Raw genomic sequence first — 16711 nt, forward strand, 5'->3', positions numbered from 1 at the left:
GTCTCTGGGACCCGCCCTTAACCCAGCTCACTCTTTTTTCTTCACCCCCGCCATCCATATAGATAATATAATTTTGTGCTCGCAAAGTAGCCCCCACCACCCCCTACTGGGGTGGCGGGGGCTTTCTTCGACTATCTCACGATCTGTGCCGCAAGGAATCCCACAGCGCCCGAGACGGCCAGCCAAATGAGCTTGTCCACGATACCGTCCCAGCGCTTGGCGGGCCTCTCGGTGAGAGCCTTCACGTCGCTCTTAATCTCCTTCACGTCGGTCTCCACCGTCTCCTGCCGTGTCGCCAACACCTCCACGGAGGACACCAGCTTGTCCAGGTTGTCCTGTCGCTCCTCCACCTTGTCCAGCCGGTGGGTGTTCGATTTGCTCCGCTGATCAATTTCGGCCACCTTGACCGCGATGTCCTCCGCCATGGCTTACTCCTCCCTGGCCCTGATTTCGTCCTTCAGGGCGTCCCCCGCAAGGGCGGCCTGTGTAAAGCTGTTGTTCTTCCACCACGCCGCCAGGGAGGCGGCTATGGTCCAGCCGGTGGCGATGAGGGTGTTGACGTCCTCGTCCGCGATGGGGATGGTCTGGACGCCCAGCATGCTCAGCACCTGGTTGACCAGGGCCAGCAGCAGTACAACGGTCCGGGCAATCGTGCCCGCGCTGATCTTGTTGGTCATGATAAGTACTCCTCTCCTAATTTGCCGCGGCCAGCTTTTGCAGCAGGGCCGCCCCGTATTTGTACGCCTCCAGGTAGTCCATGGTCTCGTCGGCCAGCCCGAAGCGCGCCTGTACCGTCTGCCGGTTCGTCTTTGCACACGGCCCTCCCTCGCACAACACCAGGAATGCCTCCCAGGTCCCGCTTGTGTGCCGGATGGTGTACGGACAGTCCTTGCCGTTCCAGTGATTGTGCTGGACCACATGACCGATGGGGATACCATGCTCCTCCATCAGCAGCCGCACCAGCGAGGCCGCGTTTTCTCTGGCCTTGGCAAAGTCGCCGTCCGCGTTGACGCAGATTTCGACCCCAATGCTCCGGGCGTTGCCGGTCCCCTTGGAGCCGTCCCCCGCGTGGTAGGCCGTCTCGCCGTCGGACAGATGCTGCACAATAGCGTGGTCGTCCACCGTGTAGTGCCAGCTCACCAGAGCGGCCTCTCCGGCGGCGCTGTTCAGGTAGGAGGCATGGGCCGCCGCGTCGGCGCCCCTGGCCGCGTTGCCAGTCTCATGGATAGTAATGTAGCCGCACGGGTTGACGCCGCCCGGGCGGTTCTTCCGCCCGGCGTCGATGTACCGCGCCTGGATGCGCAGGCCGTTGTCTGTGACTCGCTGCGCGGCCTCCACAGCCTCCAGATAGTCCAGACTGACCCAGCCCTTCTCCGTCTGTCCCCAGCCGTCCCGTGTGGCCGTGACCGTCACCACAGTGCCCTGCGCGTAAGCGCCGACCTTGGAATAGCCCGTTCCGGGGCCGCTGCGGATGTTCACGCCCACCGAGGGCGTCACCTGGTATGCTTCGCTTATTGCCTTCTCCTCCTTGCCGTCCTCACCGACTTCGCATCCTTCGCTCCGCCCTCCCGGGCAGGTCTCATCCGCTCCGTCGTTCCTCCTCTCCCCATCCGACCCGCTGCCGTCGTGCTCGGATGGGGCCCTCCCTTGCGTTTGTAGACTAAAATCAGATTCTGGCTCGGGTCCCGGCCCTGCGCCATATCCCCAGTCGATCTGTTGTAATAGTTCACCTTGCGTCCACCGTCGCCCATGATGAAATCAGATCATCCCAGGCTCTAAACGGTGTTCTGCGGCTCCACCTGATTGACTTCGGCGATGTCCATGATCTCGTTGATGTACTCGTACAGATGCTTCATAATAATTTTCCTTTCCGGCCAAGTTGGCCTGTCACATATGGATAATCTCTTCCGCCTGATCGGCAGTGATCCACTTCGGGGCCATGAAGCACACCTGCTCCGCCGTCAGACGGCCCAGACGATACTGAATGCGGATAAACTCAACCATCGCCTGTCCCTCCCATCATCAGCCCCAGCATGGCCGCCTCCAGCGCGGAGAGCCGTTCCGTCACTGTGGGCGAGATGGGGGGCTGGGCCTGTCCCATGGCCTCCAGCTCCGCGAGTTCTTCTGCTGTGGCGTCGCGGTAGATGCCGTTATCATAAACCCTCACGTGCTTCCCTCCTATCTTGCCAAAATGCGAACTTTTACCGTGCCGGTTATGTCTGCTGCATTAAAATCCATGCGTAACTGCCCTGTAGGAACTCCTATTTTCCCGTACCGGGTTCCTCCGTTGGTTGGCCCCAGGTGTGCCCCAAACAGAATATCAGTTGTGGCAGTTGACAAATATTCCGCAAAAGACCCGTCGCCAAATAATGTAACGTGGAATAGATATTGCTTCATAGTGTTCGCAGGAACAACCCCCGGATAAAAAGCGACTTGTATCCCATCCACCGTAATGCTGGATGGCTGGTATTGTTTCGTATTAGCTGGGCATTCCACTGCGCACATCATCTCTTTGTATGTGCTCAACTGATGGGTTAGCGTAAGTTGGACACTTCCTACCCCGGCAGAATCGAGCACGATCCCATCATTGCGCAAGAGCTCTGTCCACTCTCCGCCCCCACCCGGCGCGCTCACCTTGCCCCACGCTCCGTCCACCACGCCCGCATACATGCCGTTGTCCTCTGCGGTCACCGTGGGGAGGCCGACGCCATCCGCACCTGCGGGACCCTGCGGGCCGGTGTCTCCGGTGTCACCTTTGGGCCCTTGCGGGCCTTGTGGCCCCGTCTCGCCCTGGATGCCCTGTAGACCCTGCTCTCCTGGATCTCCCTTCTCTCCCTGGGGACCGGCGGGACCGATAGGTCCCTGTTCTCCTCTGGGACCGGTCGCCGATACGCCGGTATCCACGCCGCCGACGACCCAATTCCCATCGGGCCCAATGTTGGGGGCCGCCCCGCCGGAGTAGACACCGGTATCCTGATACGCCCCGCTCTCCAGGTCCCACACCATCCACGTCTGATCCCCGGACAGCTTGGGCGGGTGGACCGCCGCCGCTTCCGCCCGGTCTGCGGCGGCCACTGCGTCGGCCTTGGCCTGCGTGACCCTGGCCTCCATCTGGGCAAGCTCCGAGGGCTCGACGCTCGGAAATGCCTCCGCAGCGTTGATGCTCCCGCTCACCAGCAGTTCAAACTGGTTGCTGTGGGCCACCGTATCCCCTTTGAGCCCCCGGAGCTGACAGCGGTACAGCCCGTCGGAGGCCAGGATATCCCGCGTGAGGTCCACCCACAGCACGTCCCCGGTCCGCTCCAGGTCCACCACGTTCTTTACCTTCCCCAGAGCCATATCCAGCTTCACCGCCCACCCCGCGTCCAGGTCCGCGGCGATCTCCAGCCGCCGGTGCAGGTGGTCCGACTCGTAGCCGATCACACGATCTCCCAGATCCAGACTCACCCACCAGTTATCAAGCCTAATCATGCCTGCGCCTCCTCCAGCAGCGCCCGGACCTCTGCGCGCCAGCGCAGGGGCACGTCGTCGATGGTCTTTAAGCCCTTGCGGATCATGTCAACGTACAGCTTAGACACTTGTCTCACCTCCCAGCAGCGCCTCGGCAAGCTCCGCGATGGCGAGCTGCGCTGCAGTGTTGTTGTCCTCGACCACCTGTGCCAGCTCCGCCACGGCAAGCTGGGTCTGGGTGAGCGCGTCCGGCTCCGGCTCGGGCTCAGGGGTGGGCTCCGGGACGGGGAGCTGTGTCAGGCAGATCGATCCGCCCGTCTGTCCCACCCGCAGCCAGTCGGCCACGGTATAGGAGGCCAGCAGGAAAGGCCCGTCCTCCAGCTCGGTCCACACCTCCAGGCTCTCTCCCAGTTCCACCGGCTCCGCCGTCTCCAGACATACCATCTGTGCGCCAGGGACAAAGGACAGCAGTTCCGCCTCCTGGCCATTGGTTTTTAAGATCATGCTCCACCCTCCTCAGTTAAAAACATAAAATTTAGCCGCCGTCCCATCGATGCCATAGGGAACGCGAGAACCGTTGCTATAGGTGTGCCTCACCAAAAGCGTATCAAAGGTGACGGAAAAGAAACTTCCCGTGTATCCAGTGCTTGCCGCATTGGATTTGGTTACATTCAGCCCTGATGCATAAAATTGTGCTGATGTAGCTGAATCTGTTACTCCCGCCGCAGCTCCAAAAACTGTGATGTAATAGTCAGTTGACTCGCATGCCATCATCAATATTGGGCTCCCGATAAGCAGGGATTTCAATTCCGCCGCAGTAATTCCGCTGAACGTAAAGTCTCTAAAAGATGTGGAGGTGCAGGTCGCGTCGATTACCTTTCGAAGTTTCTTCCCGCTGCACAGCTTGGTCGACAAATTGTCACCCATCACCGGCAAAATACAATCGCTCATACCCCCACCCTCCTCACACCGTGCCCACGAGCTGGATCGGTATATTGACGGACGGAGCTGCGCCGTCGGTCCTGGTGTAGACCCGGATTTTGCCAGCCATAGTCTCGATCCTGCGAATGTTGTTGGCGAACTCCTCCACCATAAGCTCCGAGGCGACGACATCAGAGGTCTGCACCACGCCCACGCAGGGAGTCATGGCCGCCGTAATACCAGATACTGTGACGTCCTTGTAGTACCCGCCCCCGGATACCTCCGTCCATGTTCCGGTGGGGATCGTCGCCGTATACCGGTACTTCACCGCCGCCCCGATGTCCGCCGGGGTGGGCTTGCTCCCCTCATGATACACGGCATAATCCGTGCCGCCCAACTTGATCCGCAGCCGCTGCTGGCCCCCTTGTATCTTTAGCGTGGCCTCAGAGCCGTCAGCGCCATAGTCTGTCAGATATAGCCCATCGTCTACAGTGCCCTCTACATTTGCGTTTTTCATCAGGCAGCCTGACAGGCGGTTTGACGAGTCTCCAGTCCTTAAGACCACGCTTGCTATGGTTTTGGCAATATCAAGGTTTCCCGTCAGCGTTCCGCCCGACAGGGGGAGCGCCCCCACCTGGGCCGCCGTCACCCCATGGGGGTTGTTGGTGTTGGCGATGTGCGCGCTGGTTGCCGTTCCGTCCGCCTTGGCGTTCCAGGCCGTCCGCTCCGCCGCGCTGACGTGCTTCACCCCGTCCGCTTCGTGCGCCGCCAGCGCCGCCCCCTCCGCCTTGCTCTCCTCCAGGTCCTTCAGCGCCGCGTCGACGGCGTCCATATTGGCGTTGAGCGCGTCGATCCTGGCATAGTCGCTGCCGCCCGGCTTATTGAGGCCATAATTCGTTGTCTGCTCCATCTCAGAGCTCACCTCCTAAAATCTCATCCCAGGTCCGGCTCTCCAGCTCTCCCCAGGTCTTCTCCTCCAGCTCTCCCCAAGTCCGGTAGAGGATGATGTAGTCGTATGCCAGGTGCGCGGGCTTGATCTCCTCCAGGGCCGCCGACAGGTCGTCCAGGTTGGGCGGCACCCCGATGCTGCTCAGGAACCGGATGTCGAAACGGTATGCCTCCGGCTGCTCCTCCACCGCCACCTGGCCGTTGTAAAAGCTCTCGGCCACGTTCTGGATCATGGCCACGGTGGTGGTGCCCTGCCCCCGCAGCTTGGAGAGGATGCGGGTCCGCCGGTAGGCGTCGGGGCGGGACACGTCCACATCCAGCCCCAGGGACGCCTCCCAGCAGGACAGTCCCCAGGTGGCCTTGTTAACGTCCAGTTGATCGATGAGCCCGTTCTCCGCCGTCCACAGGGCCTCGGTCTGCTGCTCCAGCGCCCCCTGGAGGGCCGCGATCTGGGGCGAGGCGGCGTAGAAGTCCGGCAGATAGCCAATCAGTTTCACGTCAGCGTCACCGTCCCCTTCACAGGCACCTGCTCATCCCCGATGCTCACGTTGCCCGTGCCGCCGTTGATCGTCAGCGCCGTAAAATCGGACACTCCCTGGATGCTCAGCAGCAGATAGGCCACCTGGTTATACCGCAGGGTGGAGGCCGAGAAGGCCAGCTCCATGAGATAGGTGTCCAGCGCCGCCTCGAACTCCGTCTTAACCTGGCTGAGGGGGGCGCTCCCATCCAGCGTCACCGCCGCCGTCACGTTGATGCTCAGCGGCGCGGCCGCCGCCACCGTCACCGTGGCCCCGATGGGCCGGTTCGCCTCGATGTGGGCCTGTACCGCCGCCACGATCTCCGCCGAGGCGGGCTCCATGCCGCCGTCCACCAGCACCACCTTGACCGTCCCCGCGCCGTTCCACAGGGGGAATACCCTCGCGGCGCCCACGCCCGCCACCTCCAGCGCCCACTGCTCGTAGTGGTAGGCGTTTCCGGAGGTGGCCGGGCGGCTCAGGTAGGCGTGGATGCGCTCATAGAGGGCCCCGTCGCTCTCCGGGTCCGTGCCGCCGGCGGCGGGGCCGTTGGTCCAGGAGGACAGCCCCGGCAGCGTCGCCGCCATCTGGGACAGCTCCCCCGCCTCCACGTTGTACGCGCCGCCCACCTCCGCCGCCTCCGCCGTGCCTGCGTCGCCGCTCCCGGTGAGGACCACCGCCTCCGTCAGGGCGAACTCCAGCCCGCCCGGCGTGACGAACACCGTTCCCGCCGGTACCGTCGCCCCCGCCGTGCCGGTGAGGGTCATGGTACACCGTGCTTTGGCGCCCGGCCTCCGGGTGATGCCGTACTTGGCCCCCTCCAGGTCCAGGTAGCCCCCCGAGCTCTCGTCCACGAAGGCGATGGACACCACCGCGTTCATCGCCTGGTAGACCTTCCAGATCTCCAGCGCGGCGGGCCCCGCCATGGAGTCCAGAAAGCTCCCCTCACGGGTCTCCAGGCTCTCTCCGGCCTCCGCCAGGATGGCCGCCTTGATGCTCTCAGGTGTGATATCTTCAAACACGCGTATTCGCCTCCCCGCACGGCTCCCGCCGTGCGGGGGCCCCATCCTCCTTTGACCTGCTCGGGCGGAGTGAATCCGCCCTGCGCCAAGATTTTGCCGTAGGCAAAATGCTTGTGCGCGCTCTAAGCGCGTCCCGGCTTTGCCGGTGCCTTTCGTTCATAGCCTTACCTCTCCATAAATGGTCCGCACCGTGCAGGAGATGGACAGCCGCCCGTCGTCGAAGTCCACGCCCACGTTCTCCACGGCGCTGATGTAGGGGTTGATCTCCAGGGCCTCCCGCACGTACCGCTGGGCCTCGGACTGCTTCAGCGCCTCGGTGTACGGCTGTCCCATCAGGTTCTCCAGCTCCGTCCCGTAGGCCCGGGAGTAAATCTCATGCCGGAACCGGGTGGTGTGCAGGGCCAGCCAGGCCCAGACCCGTACCGCCTCCGCGCCCTCCACCGTCTCCGGTTCTCCGTTGCGGAACACGGGCCGGTTCCCGTCGTAGTCCCATTTGACCTCCCGGCACAGCGGAAGCGCCGTCCCGGTCTGCACCGCCTCCGGCTGCACCACGGGGAACAATGTCGTGCTCATACGCTCACCGCCTTGCACAGAATGATATACCGCTGGTTCTCCTCAATGGGCAGAAGCACCACCTGGTCCCCCGCCGCCAGACCATAGGGCAGCAGTCCCGGCGACGAGAGCAGGTCTTCCCGCTCCTGGGACGTCCCCCCGGCGATCACCCGGTGGGGCCGGGTCGGGTGGTCCTGGTCCGGCCAGGACGCCACCGTCCCCAGGCACAGCGACCCCTCCTCCGCCCCGGGCGTAAAGATTCGCGCCAGCCGCTGATAAGGATTTTCTTCCACGTCCTCGCAAACTCCTCTCCGCTTCGCCCGCCTTCCGGCGAGCATCCGCTCCACTCCGTTGCTCGTCCTCTCCCCACAAAGCCTCGCGGCTTTGCGGGGACCCCTTCTGTTGCATCTCAGGGCCCGTGTTGGGCGCCTTTCCCTGCCTGTCACGCTGTGCGCCCTCTCAGGCGTCCGGCAGCCGTCCCGCCTCCTGCTCGTCCATGATGCTGCGGAAATTCAGCACCAGCTTGGCGGTGTAGGTCCCGCCCTTCCAGGTGTGAGTGTCGCTGTCGATCCAGCACAGGCCGTACAGCCCCGTCACCGGCTCCTGGAGCACCGCGCACTCCCCGGCGATGAGCGCCGGGTTCCCCCGCACCTGCGCCGTGATCTTCTGCGCCGGGGCGTTGTCCTCCAGCAGCTTCCTTGCCTCCGCCGCCGCGTCCTTCCCGCTGCGCTCCGTCACCATCTGCTGGAACAGGCCGTACCGCGCGATGGACGCCCCGTCCTCCACAGGGCTCCCCTTGGCCGTGCCGTCCCTGCTCAGGATCTGCACCCGGTTCACCAGGCTCTCCACGCTGTCCGTGGCCGTCAGGCTGATGAGGTTGGACCCCGGCCGCAGCGCCAGGGTCCGCTCCCCCTGCTTTTTTTCGATCACCTCCAGCGCCTCGCCCCGGAACCGCACCATATACCGCCCCCCGGTGGCGGCTGACGCCTGGGTGTACGCCGTCTGGATGATCTGGTACAGGCTCACCCCGGGAAAATTCCGGCTGATCGCCGTCCCCGTCCGGGCCAGGCTCCCCACCGTCAGCCCGAAGTCCGCCGCCACCCGCCCCGTGATGCCCTCAGGGGTCTGGCCCCGGAAGCGGTACGCCCCCTGGTTCCGCTTTAAGTACAGCCCCCGGTCCGCACAGGACACCTCCACCGTGTTGGACAGCGTGTCCCGCTGCCGGGAGAACACAAAGCCGTCGAAGAGCAGCGTCTCCCCCCGGTAGAACTGTACCCGGCTCCCGGGAGGGCAGTCCACTGCGGGTAGGCGCTTGTCCTCCGGGCACACCAGCAGCGGGAAGTCCAGCGTCCGCGCCGCCTGGTCGTAGCTCCCGCCCCACGTAACGCTCCGGCACAGCGCCGCCGCCTCCCGGGTCCCTCCCTCCGGCGGGGTGATCAGCAGCTTCAGCTTTTCCTCCATGACGGCCTCCTCACATGATCTCCAGCAGCTTGTCCCGGGAGAGGTTCAGATAGGATTTGCCCGTCTCCGGGTCCCGCCCATATACCGTGGCCGCCGCCGCTTTCTGGGACCGGGAGGGCGTCGCCGCCGCCGGCAGCTCCTCCCGGGCGGGCAGCTTGAGCACCTGACCGGGGTGGATGAGGTTGGGGTTGGCGATCCCGTTGGCCGCCGCCAGGCGCCCGTACAGCGACGCGTCGCCGTAGAACCTCCGGCAGATGGCCGACAGCGTGTCCCCCGCCGCCACCGTGTACGTCTCCGACCGCTCCGGCTCCGCCTCCACCGTCCGCGCCCCGTTCCCCGTCCGGCGGCTTTCCGTCGTCTCCGCCGCCAGCGCGCGGTAGCCCCGCAGCGGGATCGTGCAGTAGAGGTCCCCCGTCCCGTCCTGCTCCCGGTATCGGATCGGGTCCAGCAGCACCGCCGGGCCCGGCAGGTTCACGTCCCCCGCCTCCTGCATCGTCAGGCTGGCCGCCTTCCGCCCGTGCTCGACGTCATAGCTCCCGGGCGTCACCGGCAGCACCAGCTCACGCCCCGTCTCCGTGTCCTTGAAGATAAATTGCCGCGCCATCCCTATACCCCCAGTTCCACAGCACGTACCACCTCTGACGCCACCCGCCGGGCCACACGGTCCTCCAGGTCCTTGTCCGAGCCGTAAAAGCTGTTTCCCGTCACCGTCACCTGCACCCGGGGACCAGCCCCCTGATCCGCCGCGCGGGCCTGGGATGCCGTCAGCACACGTTCCCCCTGGTGCAGCAGTGCAGGAAAGTTGTCGTAGGGCACATAGTCCAGCCCCCAAGCGTGGGGGCTCCAGTTCGCAGGGTCCACGTCGAAGGGCCCGTTGTATCCCGGTCCGGTGAAGCGGTCCACAGACTCCCGGATGCCCGCCGCCTGCTCCTGAAGGTCAAGGGAGTCGATATACGCGCCTCCCGCCCCCACAGACAGCTCCTGCTGCTTCTCGTAATCCCCCAGGTAGGCCGCCTCGCCCAGCGCCAGCGTGTTCTCCCGGATGGCTGAGATCAGCTCCAGCTCCACGTCCCTGACCTCCTGCATTTCGCCGCTGGCGTCGAACGCCCCCTCCGCCAGGGCCTCCGCCTGACTTTTGAGGGAGTCCGCCTTTTCGCCCAGCGTGATCTTTTCCTCCTCGCTCGCGTCCTGGAACGCCGCCGCCAGCGCGGTGTACTCCTCGTGCAGCCGGGCCAGCGTCTCCGCCTGTTCCCCCTTGTACAGGCTTCCCCCCTTTCCGGTCAGCAGCGTGGTCATCGCCTCCCGCAGATATTGCTCCTTCAGGTTCTCCTGGGCGGCCTCTCCCGCGCCGATCATGGCGTTAAGGCCGGACATTTGTTTTGGTTCCGATGCTGGTCAGCGTCGAGGACAGTTGCTCGTATGCGGACGTTAACATGCCCACTTCTTCCGCCATGTGACCACCTCCTGTTGACTTTAGATCCGGCATTCTATATACTGATATTGAAAGGCGGGGTGTTTTTAAAATGAATTGGAAAGACCGGTTGAAAGCGGATTTTGTCGATTACTTTGGAGACTTCTCGGGTAAAATGCTGCTTGTTGCTATAATTGTTGGTGCAATTGTCGCCTTACTTATTATATCCTCGGTTATGTCCATGAAATAAACATGTTCATGCGCCATGCTCTTGATGGCCGAGGAGTAGCTGTCCTGCGCCGAAATCGCAATCGATACGTCCGGCATGGTATCACCTCCGCCTGACAGTCTTTGAAACCGTGATATACTGTTTGTGAAGAAAGGTGGGGGGCTCGAATGGGGCTGTTTCTATGTACCATAATGGCGGTCTTGAGTCTTGGCGGCGGCATCCTTCTGTTTTCTGGGATAGGTTATCTTCATACTGATAAGCATTCCGCCGCCCCGTACTATATCCTCATCGGGTTTGGCCTCCTCATGCTGGGTTTTGGTTTCCCTCTACTGTTTATGGTCAACTGGCTATAAAAGGGAGTGGTTTTATGAAAAATTACGATCCCGATCCTGAACAAGTGCAAAAGAACTTTAAAATTTTGATGGCTATTTCTATAGGGTTTATTCTTCTTTGTGGACTCGCTTGTTGTACTTCGACGTGGTGATTTTGTCGCCCTCCGGGATGCTATACTGACTATAAAAGGGGGGCGATTTTATGAGAAATTACGATCCGGAACGAGAGCGAAAGCGTTTGTTTATCGTACTTGGCCTTGTCATTATGTTCTTGGCTTTCGGCTTCCTTGGCACCATAGGACGATGACAACGAACCCCCGCCGCCCTTCGGGGCGGCTTTTTTACGCTCATTTTGATCTCTGCCCCGCCTGTCACGCTGCGGATTGGGCGCATGGCCGGTAATCTACCGTCTCCTTGGACAGCTTGTCCTGTATCTTGCTGTAGGCCTGTGTAGTCTGCTCCAGCTCCTGGAGCTCCTTGCTGAACGCCTTTGTCTTCGTCCCGATGCCGCTCAGGGGGCCGGACACCTTGTCGACCAGCGACATATAAATGTTGATGCTTTCTTCCGGCATACAGTCACCCCCAGTTGACTTCTAAACTAAATATTGGTATACTTTATAATCAGAAAGGTCGTGGTGATATGCTTCTGATCCAGTTCATCCTTGTCCTCTTTGTCGTTGCCATGGGCGTATTGGGAACGATCCTGCTCTCCAATTGGAAATGGTTTAAACGCATCAGTCGCTATGTTGCTTTATATATTTGGCTCACTGCCGTTAGCTTTCTGATGCTGGGGTTCATGGAAACTGTCTCCGGCGGCGCGGGTTACATTTCTGTGCTGGGAGTAGTCTTCCTTATCTGGGCCGTTTGGTCCAGTTTTCCGCTCAAAGATGAATGACCTCTCCGCCGCCCTTCGGGGCGGCTTTTTTGCGCTCATTTTGATCTCTGCTCCGCCTATCCTCGCGCTTCCACCTGTCACGCTGCGGATTGGGCACATAGCCGGTCGAATAAGCACGGACTCCGCGAAAAATGCCGCTCAGGGCCAAGGCCCTTCGCCTGTTTTTTCGTCTGCGTCCTGACTTATTCTCCCTATGCGCCTATCCTCGCGCTTCCACCTCATAGGACGCCAGTGCCCAGATGAGGTCCCGCTCCCCGGGGGATTTCCGGTAGTAGTCCCCCGGGGCCCACCCCTTCACATGGAAGAGGTAGTAGACGAGACCCAGCTCCGCGTCGCTGCCGTCCTCTAGGCGTTTTTTACTTCTTCAATGGTCGCCGTCCGGTATCCGCACAGCCGCTCCACCGCACGGCTCAGGTCCTCGATCTCACCCGGCAGCAGCAGCGCCTTCACCGTCTCCGCCGGCGTGGCTCCGCCGAATTTGGCCTGGAGCGCAGGGTCCTTCAGGTCCGGTGAGACCACCCCCGAGAGCACGATATGTACGCTCAGATCCTCCGACATGCTCTCCTTCAGCTCGCTCACCTTCCCGTAGGGCAGCGCCCGCAGCTCGAATACCACGTCATCCCCCAGCAGCTCGCTCAGCCGCTTCACACGGTACCGCGCCGTGGGCAGGCTTTTCCGCACATTGGGCGTCTCCGGCTTCAAGAGGAGGTCCAGAACGCTTGTTTTCTCGCTCATTTTCTTCTCCTTCCCGGGGGATGCGAAAGGCCCCCGCTCTGTCGTTCTTGACAAAGCGGGGGCCGCACGGTATAATGACGATAAAGAGGGCGCTGTCGCAAGACGGTTAGCCCCTAAAAGTTACCAGCTTAAACTAAGCTAGCCGTTCGGGTCCAGCCGAGCGGCTAGCACGCTTTTATGGAGAGTATGTAGGCCAAGAGGCCAAGACATACGCAAACCCTCAGAAATTGCTTTCCTCGGTGCCCCACAATCGCATCACCTCCCTTCCCAGGGAAGTGGCTAACCGCCATTTATGCAACAGCGCCGCAGTCATTCTACCATAAGCGCCGCGCTTTGTCCACCGCCGCCTTCACGGGGCGGCCTTTTCGTTTCCGGGTCTGTCACGCTCCGGTCCATCCACGCTGCTCCCGGGCGCTCCGCGCTTCTCTCCTGTCACGCTCCGGGCTGGGCGCATGGCCGGTCGAATAAGCCATCGCTCCGCGAAAAATGCCGTTGGCCTTCGGCCAACCTGTTTTTTCGTCTGCGCTTGTCTTATCCTCCCTATGCGCCTGCCCTCCGCGCTTCTCCATTACACCCCGATCTCGTCCAGGAACTCATAGTCGGTAAAGGTGAAGGGGCACTCCACCTTGCCCACGCTCTTGGCCTCCCAGTCGGCCAGGGTGAGGTCGTCGAAGCTGACGTTGCTCAGGACCACCCGCTCCGCCCCGTAGGCGTCCGGGTCCTTCAGCTTGCTCACGATGGTAAAGCGCACGTCCTTTCCGTTCCGGATGTTCTCCCCGATGGCCAGCGCCATCCGGGAGGTCACCTTGTGCATCCGCAGGGACCCCGTACACTCAATGCTTGTCACCTTTTTGTCGCTGGCCATCTGCCCGCACAGGGCGATGTCCTCCTTGTTGAAGCTCACCTTGGCCTGGAGCCCGTAGCACTCGGACACCTTGTCTCCGTCCAGCCACACCTCGCCCCAGGTCCCCGAAATCACTCGCTTTGCCGAATCCATGTTCCTTCTCCCTTCTTGTCGTTTTTTACAAATCCCTCTTGACATTTAGTACTAAATATGATACTATATATTTGTCAGGAGGGCGTACAAATGGAAATCAAACTAAAAAAGCAGCCGCAAAAGTATCTCTCCAGCGTGGACGAACCCACCAGGCAAAAATTGTACAAAGCCCTTGACCGGCTTTCCCGCTTGGAAGGCGATATTGTACGGCTGGGCGGCACGCAGAATCGTTACCGCTATAAAATCCCACACTACCGCATCATATTTGAGTGGGTAAAAGGTGAGATTATCATTACGGTTCTTGAAATCAACACCAGAACAAACATCAAGTACTGAGGAGGTATCCCCCATGAAAAAAGAATTGACCGCCGCTGAAATTGAGAAGCGGTTTGCAGAGATCAACGCCGCAAAGCCGGAAGAGCTGTCTCCCGCAGACGCCGCAAGTCTCGCAAAAGCCGAGGCGATGGATGATGGTACTGCGGTCTCTCTTGCCGAGCTGAAACAAGCCCTTGAAGAATACAGCGGTAAATTGGTATTGCGCATACCTCGAAGCCTGCATAAGGCCCTTAAGGATGCAGCGGAGATCGAGGGCGTGAGCCTGAACCAATATATGATCTATAAACTATCCCGCTGACCTGCCGGCCCGCCGCCCCCTGCCCGGGGGCGGCTTTTTTGCGGCTTTGCGGTCTCCTCAGATTGTGATATTGAGGCTGATATCCTCAATGGCGTCGAGGATCTTGATGGACGCCTCCAAAAACACCTTGTCGGCGGTGTTGGCCTCCTTGATCTCCTGCTGGCTCATCTTGGAGGTGTCCGTGCCCACAGACTGGAGGTATGCCTCCTGAGCCGCCAGGTCGATCCCCACCGAGGAGCTCCCCGCCTGGAGGATGCCGGACTGCTCCAGCCCCACCAGGTAGCCCTTGATGGCCGTCACCAGCAGGCACTTGTTGTCGTAGCTGTTGGCGTACTTGCCGATGTAAGCGTCCTGGGCCGTGGTCCGGATGTCGGTCTGGATCATATCCATGACCTCCACCATCTTGATCTTCTTCCAGGCGTCCCCCTTGTCCTGGGTGGTGGTCTGGAGGGAGTTCACCCCGCGGGCCACCTTCACCTTCTCCCCGTCGTGGAAGAGGATGAACTTGCCTGCGTCCACCGCGGCGTCCATGGCCGCGCGGGTCAGCCGCCCCACGTCGCTCACCTCGGGGAGAGGGGCGTAGGTGCAGGAGATGGTCATGGGTGTCCCGGCGATGAGCCCCGCGATCCGGGAACAGTATTCCGCCGTGGTGAACTCGCTCGTGCCCACCAGGATATCCCCGGTGGCGAAGTTGACCACCGCCTCGCTGTCCGCCGCCTTGTTGGGCAGCACCGCCTTGCAGATGGCCGCGTCGCTGCTCCTCCGGCCGGCGATCCAGGCGGCGATGGCCGTGGCCTCGGTCTCCGTGCAGTCGGGGGGCCCCACCAGATAGTCAAAGGTCTGGGTGGCCAGCCACGTCAGGGCGTCGGTCAGCGCCTCCGCCGCTGCGGGCAGCACGTAGACCAGCACCTGCCGGGGCGGATTCACATACCCCGTAAAGGCCCGCTGGATGTATGCCTGGTTGTCCGTCCCCAGGGTGGCCGGGATCTGGCTGGCGTTGGTGTAGGCGTGGCCGCCGTTCTCCTTGGCGTCCTTGATGATGAGCGCCACCACCCCCTTCTCCGAGCGCTCGATGGCGCTCGCCGCTGTGGATTTGAATGCGATGTTGATGCTGGGAAGTCCCATTTCAATTCCCCTCCTTGATTTTTGTCTGTATTTCGCCCATCAGGGGCCACTCGTCCCCGCCCGGGCGGTCGTCCTGGTACTGAAACGTAATGCTGGTCTCCGCGTAGTCGAATTGGCAGTTCCCCTTGTTGGCCGTCACGTGGAGGAACCGGTCCTCCACCTGGAGTCCGTCCACCGCGAAGAGCTCCTGTACCGCCCCCATCCGGGTCATCAGGTCCGGCACGTGGCTGTTGTAGTAGTCGTCCGCCTCCACAAAGGCGGTGACCACCACCGTGGCCTTGACCTCCAGGCAGCCGCACGAGGCGTCCAGCATCTCCACCGGCCCCAGCTCCACCAGGAAGGACGGCCGCGCAAAGTCCACCGGTACCCGCTCCATATAGACCGTATTCCCTGGATACCGCTCCTCCACCAGCCCCTTTACCGCCTCCGTAATCGCCAGAAATGAAAGCATGCTATCCCTCCTGTAATTTGGCCTGTATCTTCTTTGCAAACCGCTCCGCGGCCTGGTAGGCGATCTCCTCCGCCCGCTGCCGTGCCGCGAGATAGGCCCCTTTCCCGGCCACCCGGTCCGCCACCAGCTTTTTCCCCAGGGCGGGAACATACCGGCCCTTTTCCTGCTTGTGTCCGTTTTCGATTGAGTTGGTGACGTATCCCACGGCGTAGGGCTCGCCGGAGCCTCCGTCCCGGGTGAAGGTCTCCTTTTTGGGGCGGACTGCGGCGTAGCCGCCGCCGGAGCCCACCACGGCCTCCTGCCAGCCCGCCGCCTCGCCGTTTCCCAGGCCCCGCTGGACCTCCACCAGGACGGCCCGGCCCATCTCCTCGTACATCTCCCGCCGCCATTCCGGGTACTCCCGCAGCAGGTCGTTGAAGTCCGCCGCCAGCCGCTCCAGCGCGTTCCGGTCCAGATATGCCGTCTGCATCACTTGTCCCCCTTTCGCAGGATCTCGTACTCATTCTTCCAGCCGTCCAGCGTGTGGGCCACCTGCACCACATACCGCGTGCCGCCTGCCTCCACCAGGCCCTTGGGCTCGATCTCCACCGCCTTGGGCGTCACCAGCACGTAGCACACGGTGGTGGTGGCCATGGGGTGGTCCTGCTCGTGGCGCAGGTACTTCTCGACGAGTACGCCGGGGAATGTTGGGCCGTTCTCTCCCCGGTGGACGTTGCCTCTGCACGCCGCCGGCTCTACCAGCGCGGCCTGGACGTCCAGCCACCCGGGGATGTTCTCCACGATGGAGGTCAAAAACAGATGCTGTCCCTTCCAGCGCAAGGCGTTGTGGAGGGTGAGGTTCTGCCGCCGCAGGACCAGGCGCACGTCCCGGGCCCCAATCCCCACCTTGGAAAAGAGGTTCGTCCGGTCCGTCAGCTCCGCTCCCGCCCAGGTCCGCCGCACGCTCTCCCACGCCCAGCCTCCCTCCACCGCGGCCAGCTCCAGCACCTCCACCCGCTCCCGCAGGGCGCTTGCTCCGTAAATCATGCCCTCA

The 16711-nt window shown here is 62.1% G+C and carries 27 protein-coding genes; 3 read left to right on the forward strand and 24 right to left on the reverse strand.

The window, feature by feature from the left end:
• Nucleotides 1–131: 131 nt before the first annotated feature.
• The 18 genes from SRB521_RS09995 to SRB521_RS10065 form a co-directional block, all read right to left on the reverse strand.
• Nucleotides 132–425, reverse strand: coding sequence for a hypothetical protein (locus SRB521_RS09995; protein WP_129868794.1), 294 nt, complete (start codon nt 423–425; stop codon nt 132–134).
• 3 nt (nt 426–428) lie between these two features.
• On the reverse strand, nt 429–677 hold the full coding sequence (locus SRB521_RS10000; RefSeq protein WP_033119390.1) for a phage holin: 249 nt from the start codon (nt 675–677) through the stop codon (nt 429–431).
• Between the two features lie 16 nt (nt 678–693).
• Nucleotides 694–1485, reverse strand: coding sequence for an N-acetylmuramoyl-L-alanine amidase (locus tag SRB521_RS10005; RefSeq protein ID WP_242943938.1), 792 nt, complete (start codon nt 1483–1485; stop codon nt 694–696).
• A gap of 511 nt (nt 1486–1996) precedes the next feature.
• Entirely contained in the window at nt 1997–2167 is a 171-nt protein-coding gene (locus SRB521_RS16160; RefSeq protein WP_165366618.1) for a hypothetical protein, read from the reverse strand.
• An 11-nt stretch (nt 2168–2178) separates the two neighbouring features.
• Entirely contained in the window at nt 2179–3471 is a 1293-nt protein-coding gene (locus tag SRB521_RS16715; RefSeq protein ID WP_276330669.1) for a collagen-like domain-containing protein, read from the reverse strand.
• Nucleotides 3468–3578, reverse strand: a complete 111-nt coding sequence (locus SRB521_RS16720; RefSeq protein ID WP_207215969.1) for a CD1375 family protein — start codon at nt 3576–3578, stop codon at nt 3468–3470. The genes SRB521_RS16715 and SRB521_RS16720 overlap by 4 nt, the downstream gene beginning before the upstream one ends.
• A complete protein-coding gene (locus tag SRB521_RS10015) occupies nt 3571–3954 on the reverse strand; it encodes a hypothetical protein (RefSeq protein ID WP_116722667.1) in 384 nt (127 codons plus the stop codon). The genes SRB521_RS16720 and SRB521_RS10015 overlap by 8 nt, the downstream gene beginning before the upstream one ends.
• A gap of 12 nt (nt 3955–3966) precedes the next feature.
• Entirely contained in the window at nt 3967–4401 is a 435-nt protein-coding gene (locus SRB521_RS10020) for a hypothetical protein (RefSeq protein WP_116722668.1), read from the reverse strand.
• A gap of 13 nt (nt 4402–4414) precedes the next feature.
• Nucleotides 4415–5281 (reverse strand): hypothetical protein, encoded by an 867-nt coding sequence (locus SRB521_RS10025; protein WP_129868841.1) that lies wholly within the window; start codon nt 5279–5281, stop codon nt 4415–4417.
• A 1-nt stretch (nt 5282) separates the two neighbouring features.
• On the reverse strand, nt 5283–5816 hold the full coding sequence (locus SRB521_RS10030; RefSeq protein ID WP_116722671.1) for a putative phage tail protein: 534 nt from the start codon (nt 5814–5816) through the stop codon (nt 5283–5285).
• Nucleotides 5813–6856 carry a baseplate J/gp47 family protein gene (locus SRB521_RS10035; RefSeq protein WP_129868842.1) on the reverse strand — a complete coding sequence of 348 codons (1044 nt, stop codon included), beginning with the start codon at nt 6854–6856 and terminating at the stop codon, nt 5813–5815. Before SRB521_RS10035 ends, SRB521_RS10030 begins: the two co-directional genes overlap by 4 nt.
• A gap of 156 nt (nt 6857–7012) precedes the next feature.
• Nucleotides 7013–7429 (reverse strand): DUF2634 domain-containing protein, encoded by a 417-nt coding sequence (locus SRB521_RS10040; RefSeq protein WP_129868843.1) that lies wholly within the window; start codon nt 7427–7429, stop codon nt 7013–7015.
• Nucleotides 7426–7701 (reverse strand): DUF2577 family protein, encoded by a 276-nt coding sequence (locus SRB521_RS10045; protein ID WP_075704233.1) that lies wholly within the window; start codon nt 7699–7701, stop codon nt 7426–7428. Before SRB521_RS10045 ends, SRB521_RS10040 begins: the two co-directional genes overlap by 4 nt.
• 166 nt (nt 7702–7867) lie before the next feature.
• Entirely contained in the window at nt 7868–8869 is a 1002-nt protein-coding gene (locus SRB521_RS10050) for an XkdQ/YqbQ family protein (RefSeq protein WP_129868788.1), read from the reverse strand.
• A gap of 10 nt (nt 8870–8879) precedes the next feature.
• Entirely contained in the window at nt 8880–9473 is a 594-nt protein-coding gene (locus tag SRB521_RS16725) for a LysM peptidoglycan-binding domain-containing protein (RefSeq protein WP_129868844.1), read from the reverse strand.
• A gap of 2 nt (nt 9474–9475) precedes the next feature.
• Nucleotides 9476–10243, reverse strand: coding sequence for a hypothetical protein (locus SRB521_RS10060; protein ID WP_129868845.1), 768 nt, complete (start codon nt 10241–10243; stop codon nt 9476–9478).
• A gap of 187 nt (nt 10244–10430) precedes the next feature.
• Entirely contained in the window at nt 10431–10607 is a 177-nt protein-coding gene (locus SRB521_RS16170) for a hypothetical protein (protein ID WP_165366619.1), read from the reverse strand.
• Nucleotides 10608–11212: 605 nt separating this feature from the next.
• Entirely contained in the window at nt 11213–11413 is a 201-nt protein-coding gene (locus SRB521_RS10065) for a hypothetical protein (protein ID WP_116722657.1), read from the reverse strand.
• Between the two features lie 68 nt (nt 11414–11481).
• Here SRB521_RS10065 and SRB521_RS10070 point away from each other — a divergent pair, with 68 nt between their 5' ends.
• On the forward strand, nt 11482–11736 hold the full coding sequence (locus SRB521_RS10070) for a hypothetical protein (RefSeq protein WP_116722658.1): 255 nt from the start codon (nt 11482–11484) through the stop codon (nt 11734–11736).
• A 345-nt stretch (nt 11737–12081) separates the two neighbouring features.
• On the opposite strand, the gene SRB521_RS10075 is transcribed toward SRB521_RS10070, so the two are convergent.
• Both SRB521_RS10075 and SRB521_RS10080 read right to left on the reverse strand, forming a co-directional pair.
• Entirely contained in the window at nt 12082–12471 is a 390-nt protein-coding gene (locus tag SRB521_RS10075) for a phage tail assembly chaperone (RefSeq protein ID WP_116722659.1), read from the reverse strand.
• Between the two features lie 568 nt (nt 12472–13039).
• Nucleotides 13040–13468, reverse strand: a complete 429-nt coding sequence (locus SRB521_RS10080) for a phage tail tube protein (protein ID WP_033118149.1) — start codon at nt 13466–13468, stop codon at nt 13040–13042.
• A gap of 90 nt (nt 13469–13558) precedes the next feature.
• On the opposite strand from SRB521_RS10080, the gene SRB521_RS10085 reads away from it, so the two are divergent.
• Nucleotides 13559–13804, forward strand: coding sequence for a type II toxin-antitoxin system RelE family toxin (locus tag SRB521_RS10085; protein WP_116722660.1), 246 nt, complete (start codon nt 13559–13561; stop codon nt 13802–13804).
• Between the two features lie 13 nt (nt 13805–13817).
• Nucleotides 13818–14102, forward strand: a complete 285-nt coding sequence (locus SRB521_RS10090) for a toxin-antitoxin system HicB family antitoxin (RefSeq protein ID WP_116722661.1) — start codon at nt 13818–13820, stop codon at nt 14100–14102.
• 57 nt (nt 14103–14159) lie between these two features.
• Here SRB521_RS10090 and SRB521_RS10095 read toward each other — a convergent pair whose 3' ends face one another.
• Genes SRB521_RS10095 through SRB521_RS10110 form a run of 4 tightly spaced genes read right to left on the reverse strand, consistent with a single transcriptional unit; the run spans nt 14160 to nt 16704 of the window.
• The gene (locus SRB521_RS10095) at nt 14160–15227 is read right to left on the reverse strand and encodes a phage tail sheath C-terminal domain-containing protein (RefSeq protein WP_129868846.1); all 1068 of its coding nucleotides are present in this window, start codon (nt 15225–15227) and stop codon (nt 14160–14162) included.
• Nucleotide 15228: 1 nt separating this feature from the next.
• Nucleotides 15229–15678, reverse strand: a complete 450-nt coding sequence (locus tag SRB521_RS10100) for a DUF6838 family protein (protein ID WP_052082736.1) — start codon at nt 15676–15678, stop codon at nt 15229–15231.
• Between the two features lies 1 nt (nt 15679).
• On the reverse strand, nt 15680–16147 hold the full coding sequence (locus SRB521_RS16535) for a hypothetical protein (protein WP_242976593.1): 468 nt from the start codon (nt 16145–16147) through the stop codon (nt 15680–15682).
• The gene (locus SRB521_RS10110; RefSeq protein ID WP_116722452.1) at nt 16147–16704 is read right to left on the reverse strand and encodes a hypothetical protein; all 558 of its coding nucleotides are present in this window, start codon (nt 16702–16704) and stop codon (nt 16147–16149) included. The genes SRB521_RS16535 and SRB521_RS10110 overlap by 1 nt, the downstream gene beginning before the upstream one ends.
• Nucleotides 16705–16711 lie beyond the last annotated feature (7 nt).

Source organism: Intestinimonas butyriciproducens (genome assembly GCF_004154955.1).
GTDB classification, from domain to species: Bacteria; Bacillota; Clostridia; order Oscillospirales; family Oscillospiraceae; genus Intestinimonas; species Intestinimonas butyriciproducens.

Coding starts and splice junctions, on each gene's coding strand:
- SRB521_RS10060 (WP_129868845.1), bottom strand. CDS start 10,243: ATGTCCGGCCTTAACGCCATGATCGGCGCGGGAGAGGCCGCCCAGGAG.
- SRB521_RS10085 (WP_116722660.1), top strand. CDS start 13,559: ATGGAAATCAAACTAAAAAAGCAGCCGCAAAAGTATCTCTCCAGCGTG.
- SRB521_RS16535 (WP_242976593.1), bottom strand. CDS start 16,147: ATGCAGACGGCATATCTGGACCGGAACGCGCTGGAGCGGCTGGCGGCG.
- SRB521_RS10020 (WP_116722668.1), bottom strand. CDS start 4,401: ATGAGCGATTGTATTTTGCCGGTGATGGGTGACAATTTGTCGACCAAG.
- SRB521_RS10000 (WP_033119390.1), bottom strand. CDS start 677: ATGACCAACAAGATCAGCGCGGGCACGATTGCCCGGACCGTTGTACTG.
- SRB521_RS09995 (WP_129868794.1), bottom strand. CDS start 425: ATGGCGGAGGACATCGCGGTCAAGGTGGCCGAAATTGATCAGCGGAGC.
- SRB521_RS10050 (WP_129868788.1), bottom strand. CDS start 8,869: ATGGAGGAAAAGCTGAAGCTGCTGATCACCCCGCCGGAGGGAGGGACC.
- SRB521_RS16170 (WP_165366619.1), bottom strand. CDS start 10,607: ATGCCGGACGTATCGATTGCGATTTCGGCGCAGGACAGCTACTCCTCG.
- SRB521_RS16725 (WP_129868844.1), bottom strand. CDS start 9,473: ATGGCGCGGCAATTTATCTTCAAGGACACGGAGACGGGGCGTGAGCTG.
- SRB521_RS10095 (WP_129868846.1), bottom strand. CDS start 15,227: ATGGGACTTCCCAGCATCAACATCGCATTCAAATCCACAGCGGCGAGC.
- SRB521_RS16715 (WP_276330669.1), bottom strand. CDS start 3,471: ATGATTAGGCTTGATAACTGGTGGGTGAGTCTGGATCTGGGAGATCGT.
- SRB521_RS10075 (WP_116722659.1), bottom strand. CDS start 12,471: ATGAGCGAGAAAACAAGCGTTCTGGACCTCCTCTTGAAGCCGGAGACG.
- SRB521_RS10025 (WP_129868841.1), bottom strand. CDS start 5,281: ATGGAGCAGACAACGAATTATGGCCTCAATAAGCCGGGCGGCAGCGAC.
- SRB521_RS10015 (WP_116722667.1), bottom strand. CDS start 3,954: ATGATCTTAAAAACCAATGGCCAGGAGGCGGAACTGCTGTCCTTTGTC.
- SRB521_RS10065 (WP_116722657.1), bottom strand. CDS start 11,413: ATGCCGGAAGAAAGCATCAACATTTATATGTCGCTGGTCGACAAGGTG.
- SRB521_RS10110 (WP_116722452.1), bottom strand. CDS start 16,704: ATGATTTACGGAGCAAGCGCCCTGCGGGAGCGGGTGGAGGTGCTGGAG.
- SRB521_RS10100 (WP_052082736.1), bottom strand. CDS start 15,678: ATGCTTTCATTTCTGGCGATTACGGAGGCGGTAAAGGGGCTGGTGGAG.
- SRB521_RS10080 (WP_033118149.1), bottom strand. CDS start 13,468: ATGGATTCGGCAAAGCGAGTGATTTCGGGGACCTGGGGCGAGGTGTGG.
- SRB521_RS10090 (WP_116722661.1), top strand. CDS start 13,818: ATGAAAAAAGAATTGACCGCCGCTGAAATTGAGAAGCGGTTTGCAGAG.
- SRB521_RS10070 (WP_116722658.1), top strand. CDS start 11,482: ATGCTTCTGATCCAGTTCATCCTTGTCCTCTTTGTCGTTGCCATGGGC.
- SRB521_RS10040 (WP_129868843.1), bottom strand. CDS start 7,429: ATGAGCACGACATTGTTCCCCGTGGTGCAGCCGGAGGCGGTGCAGACC.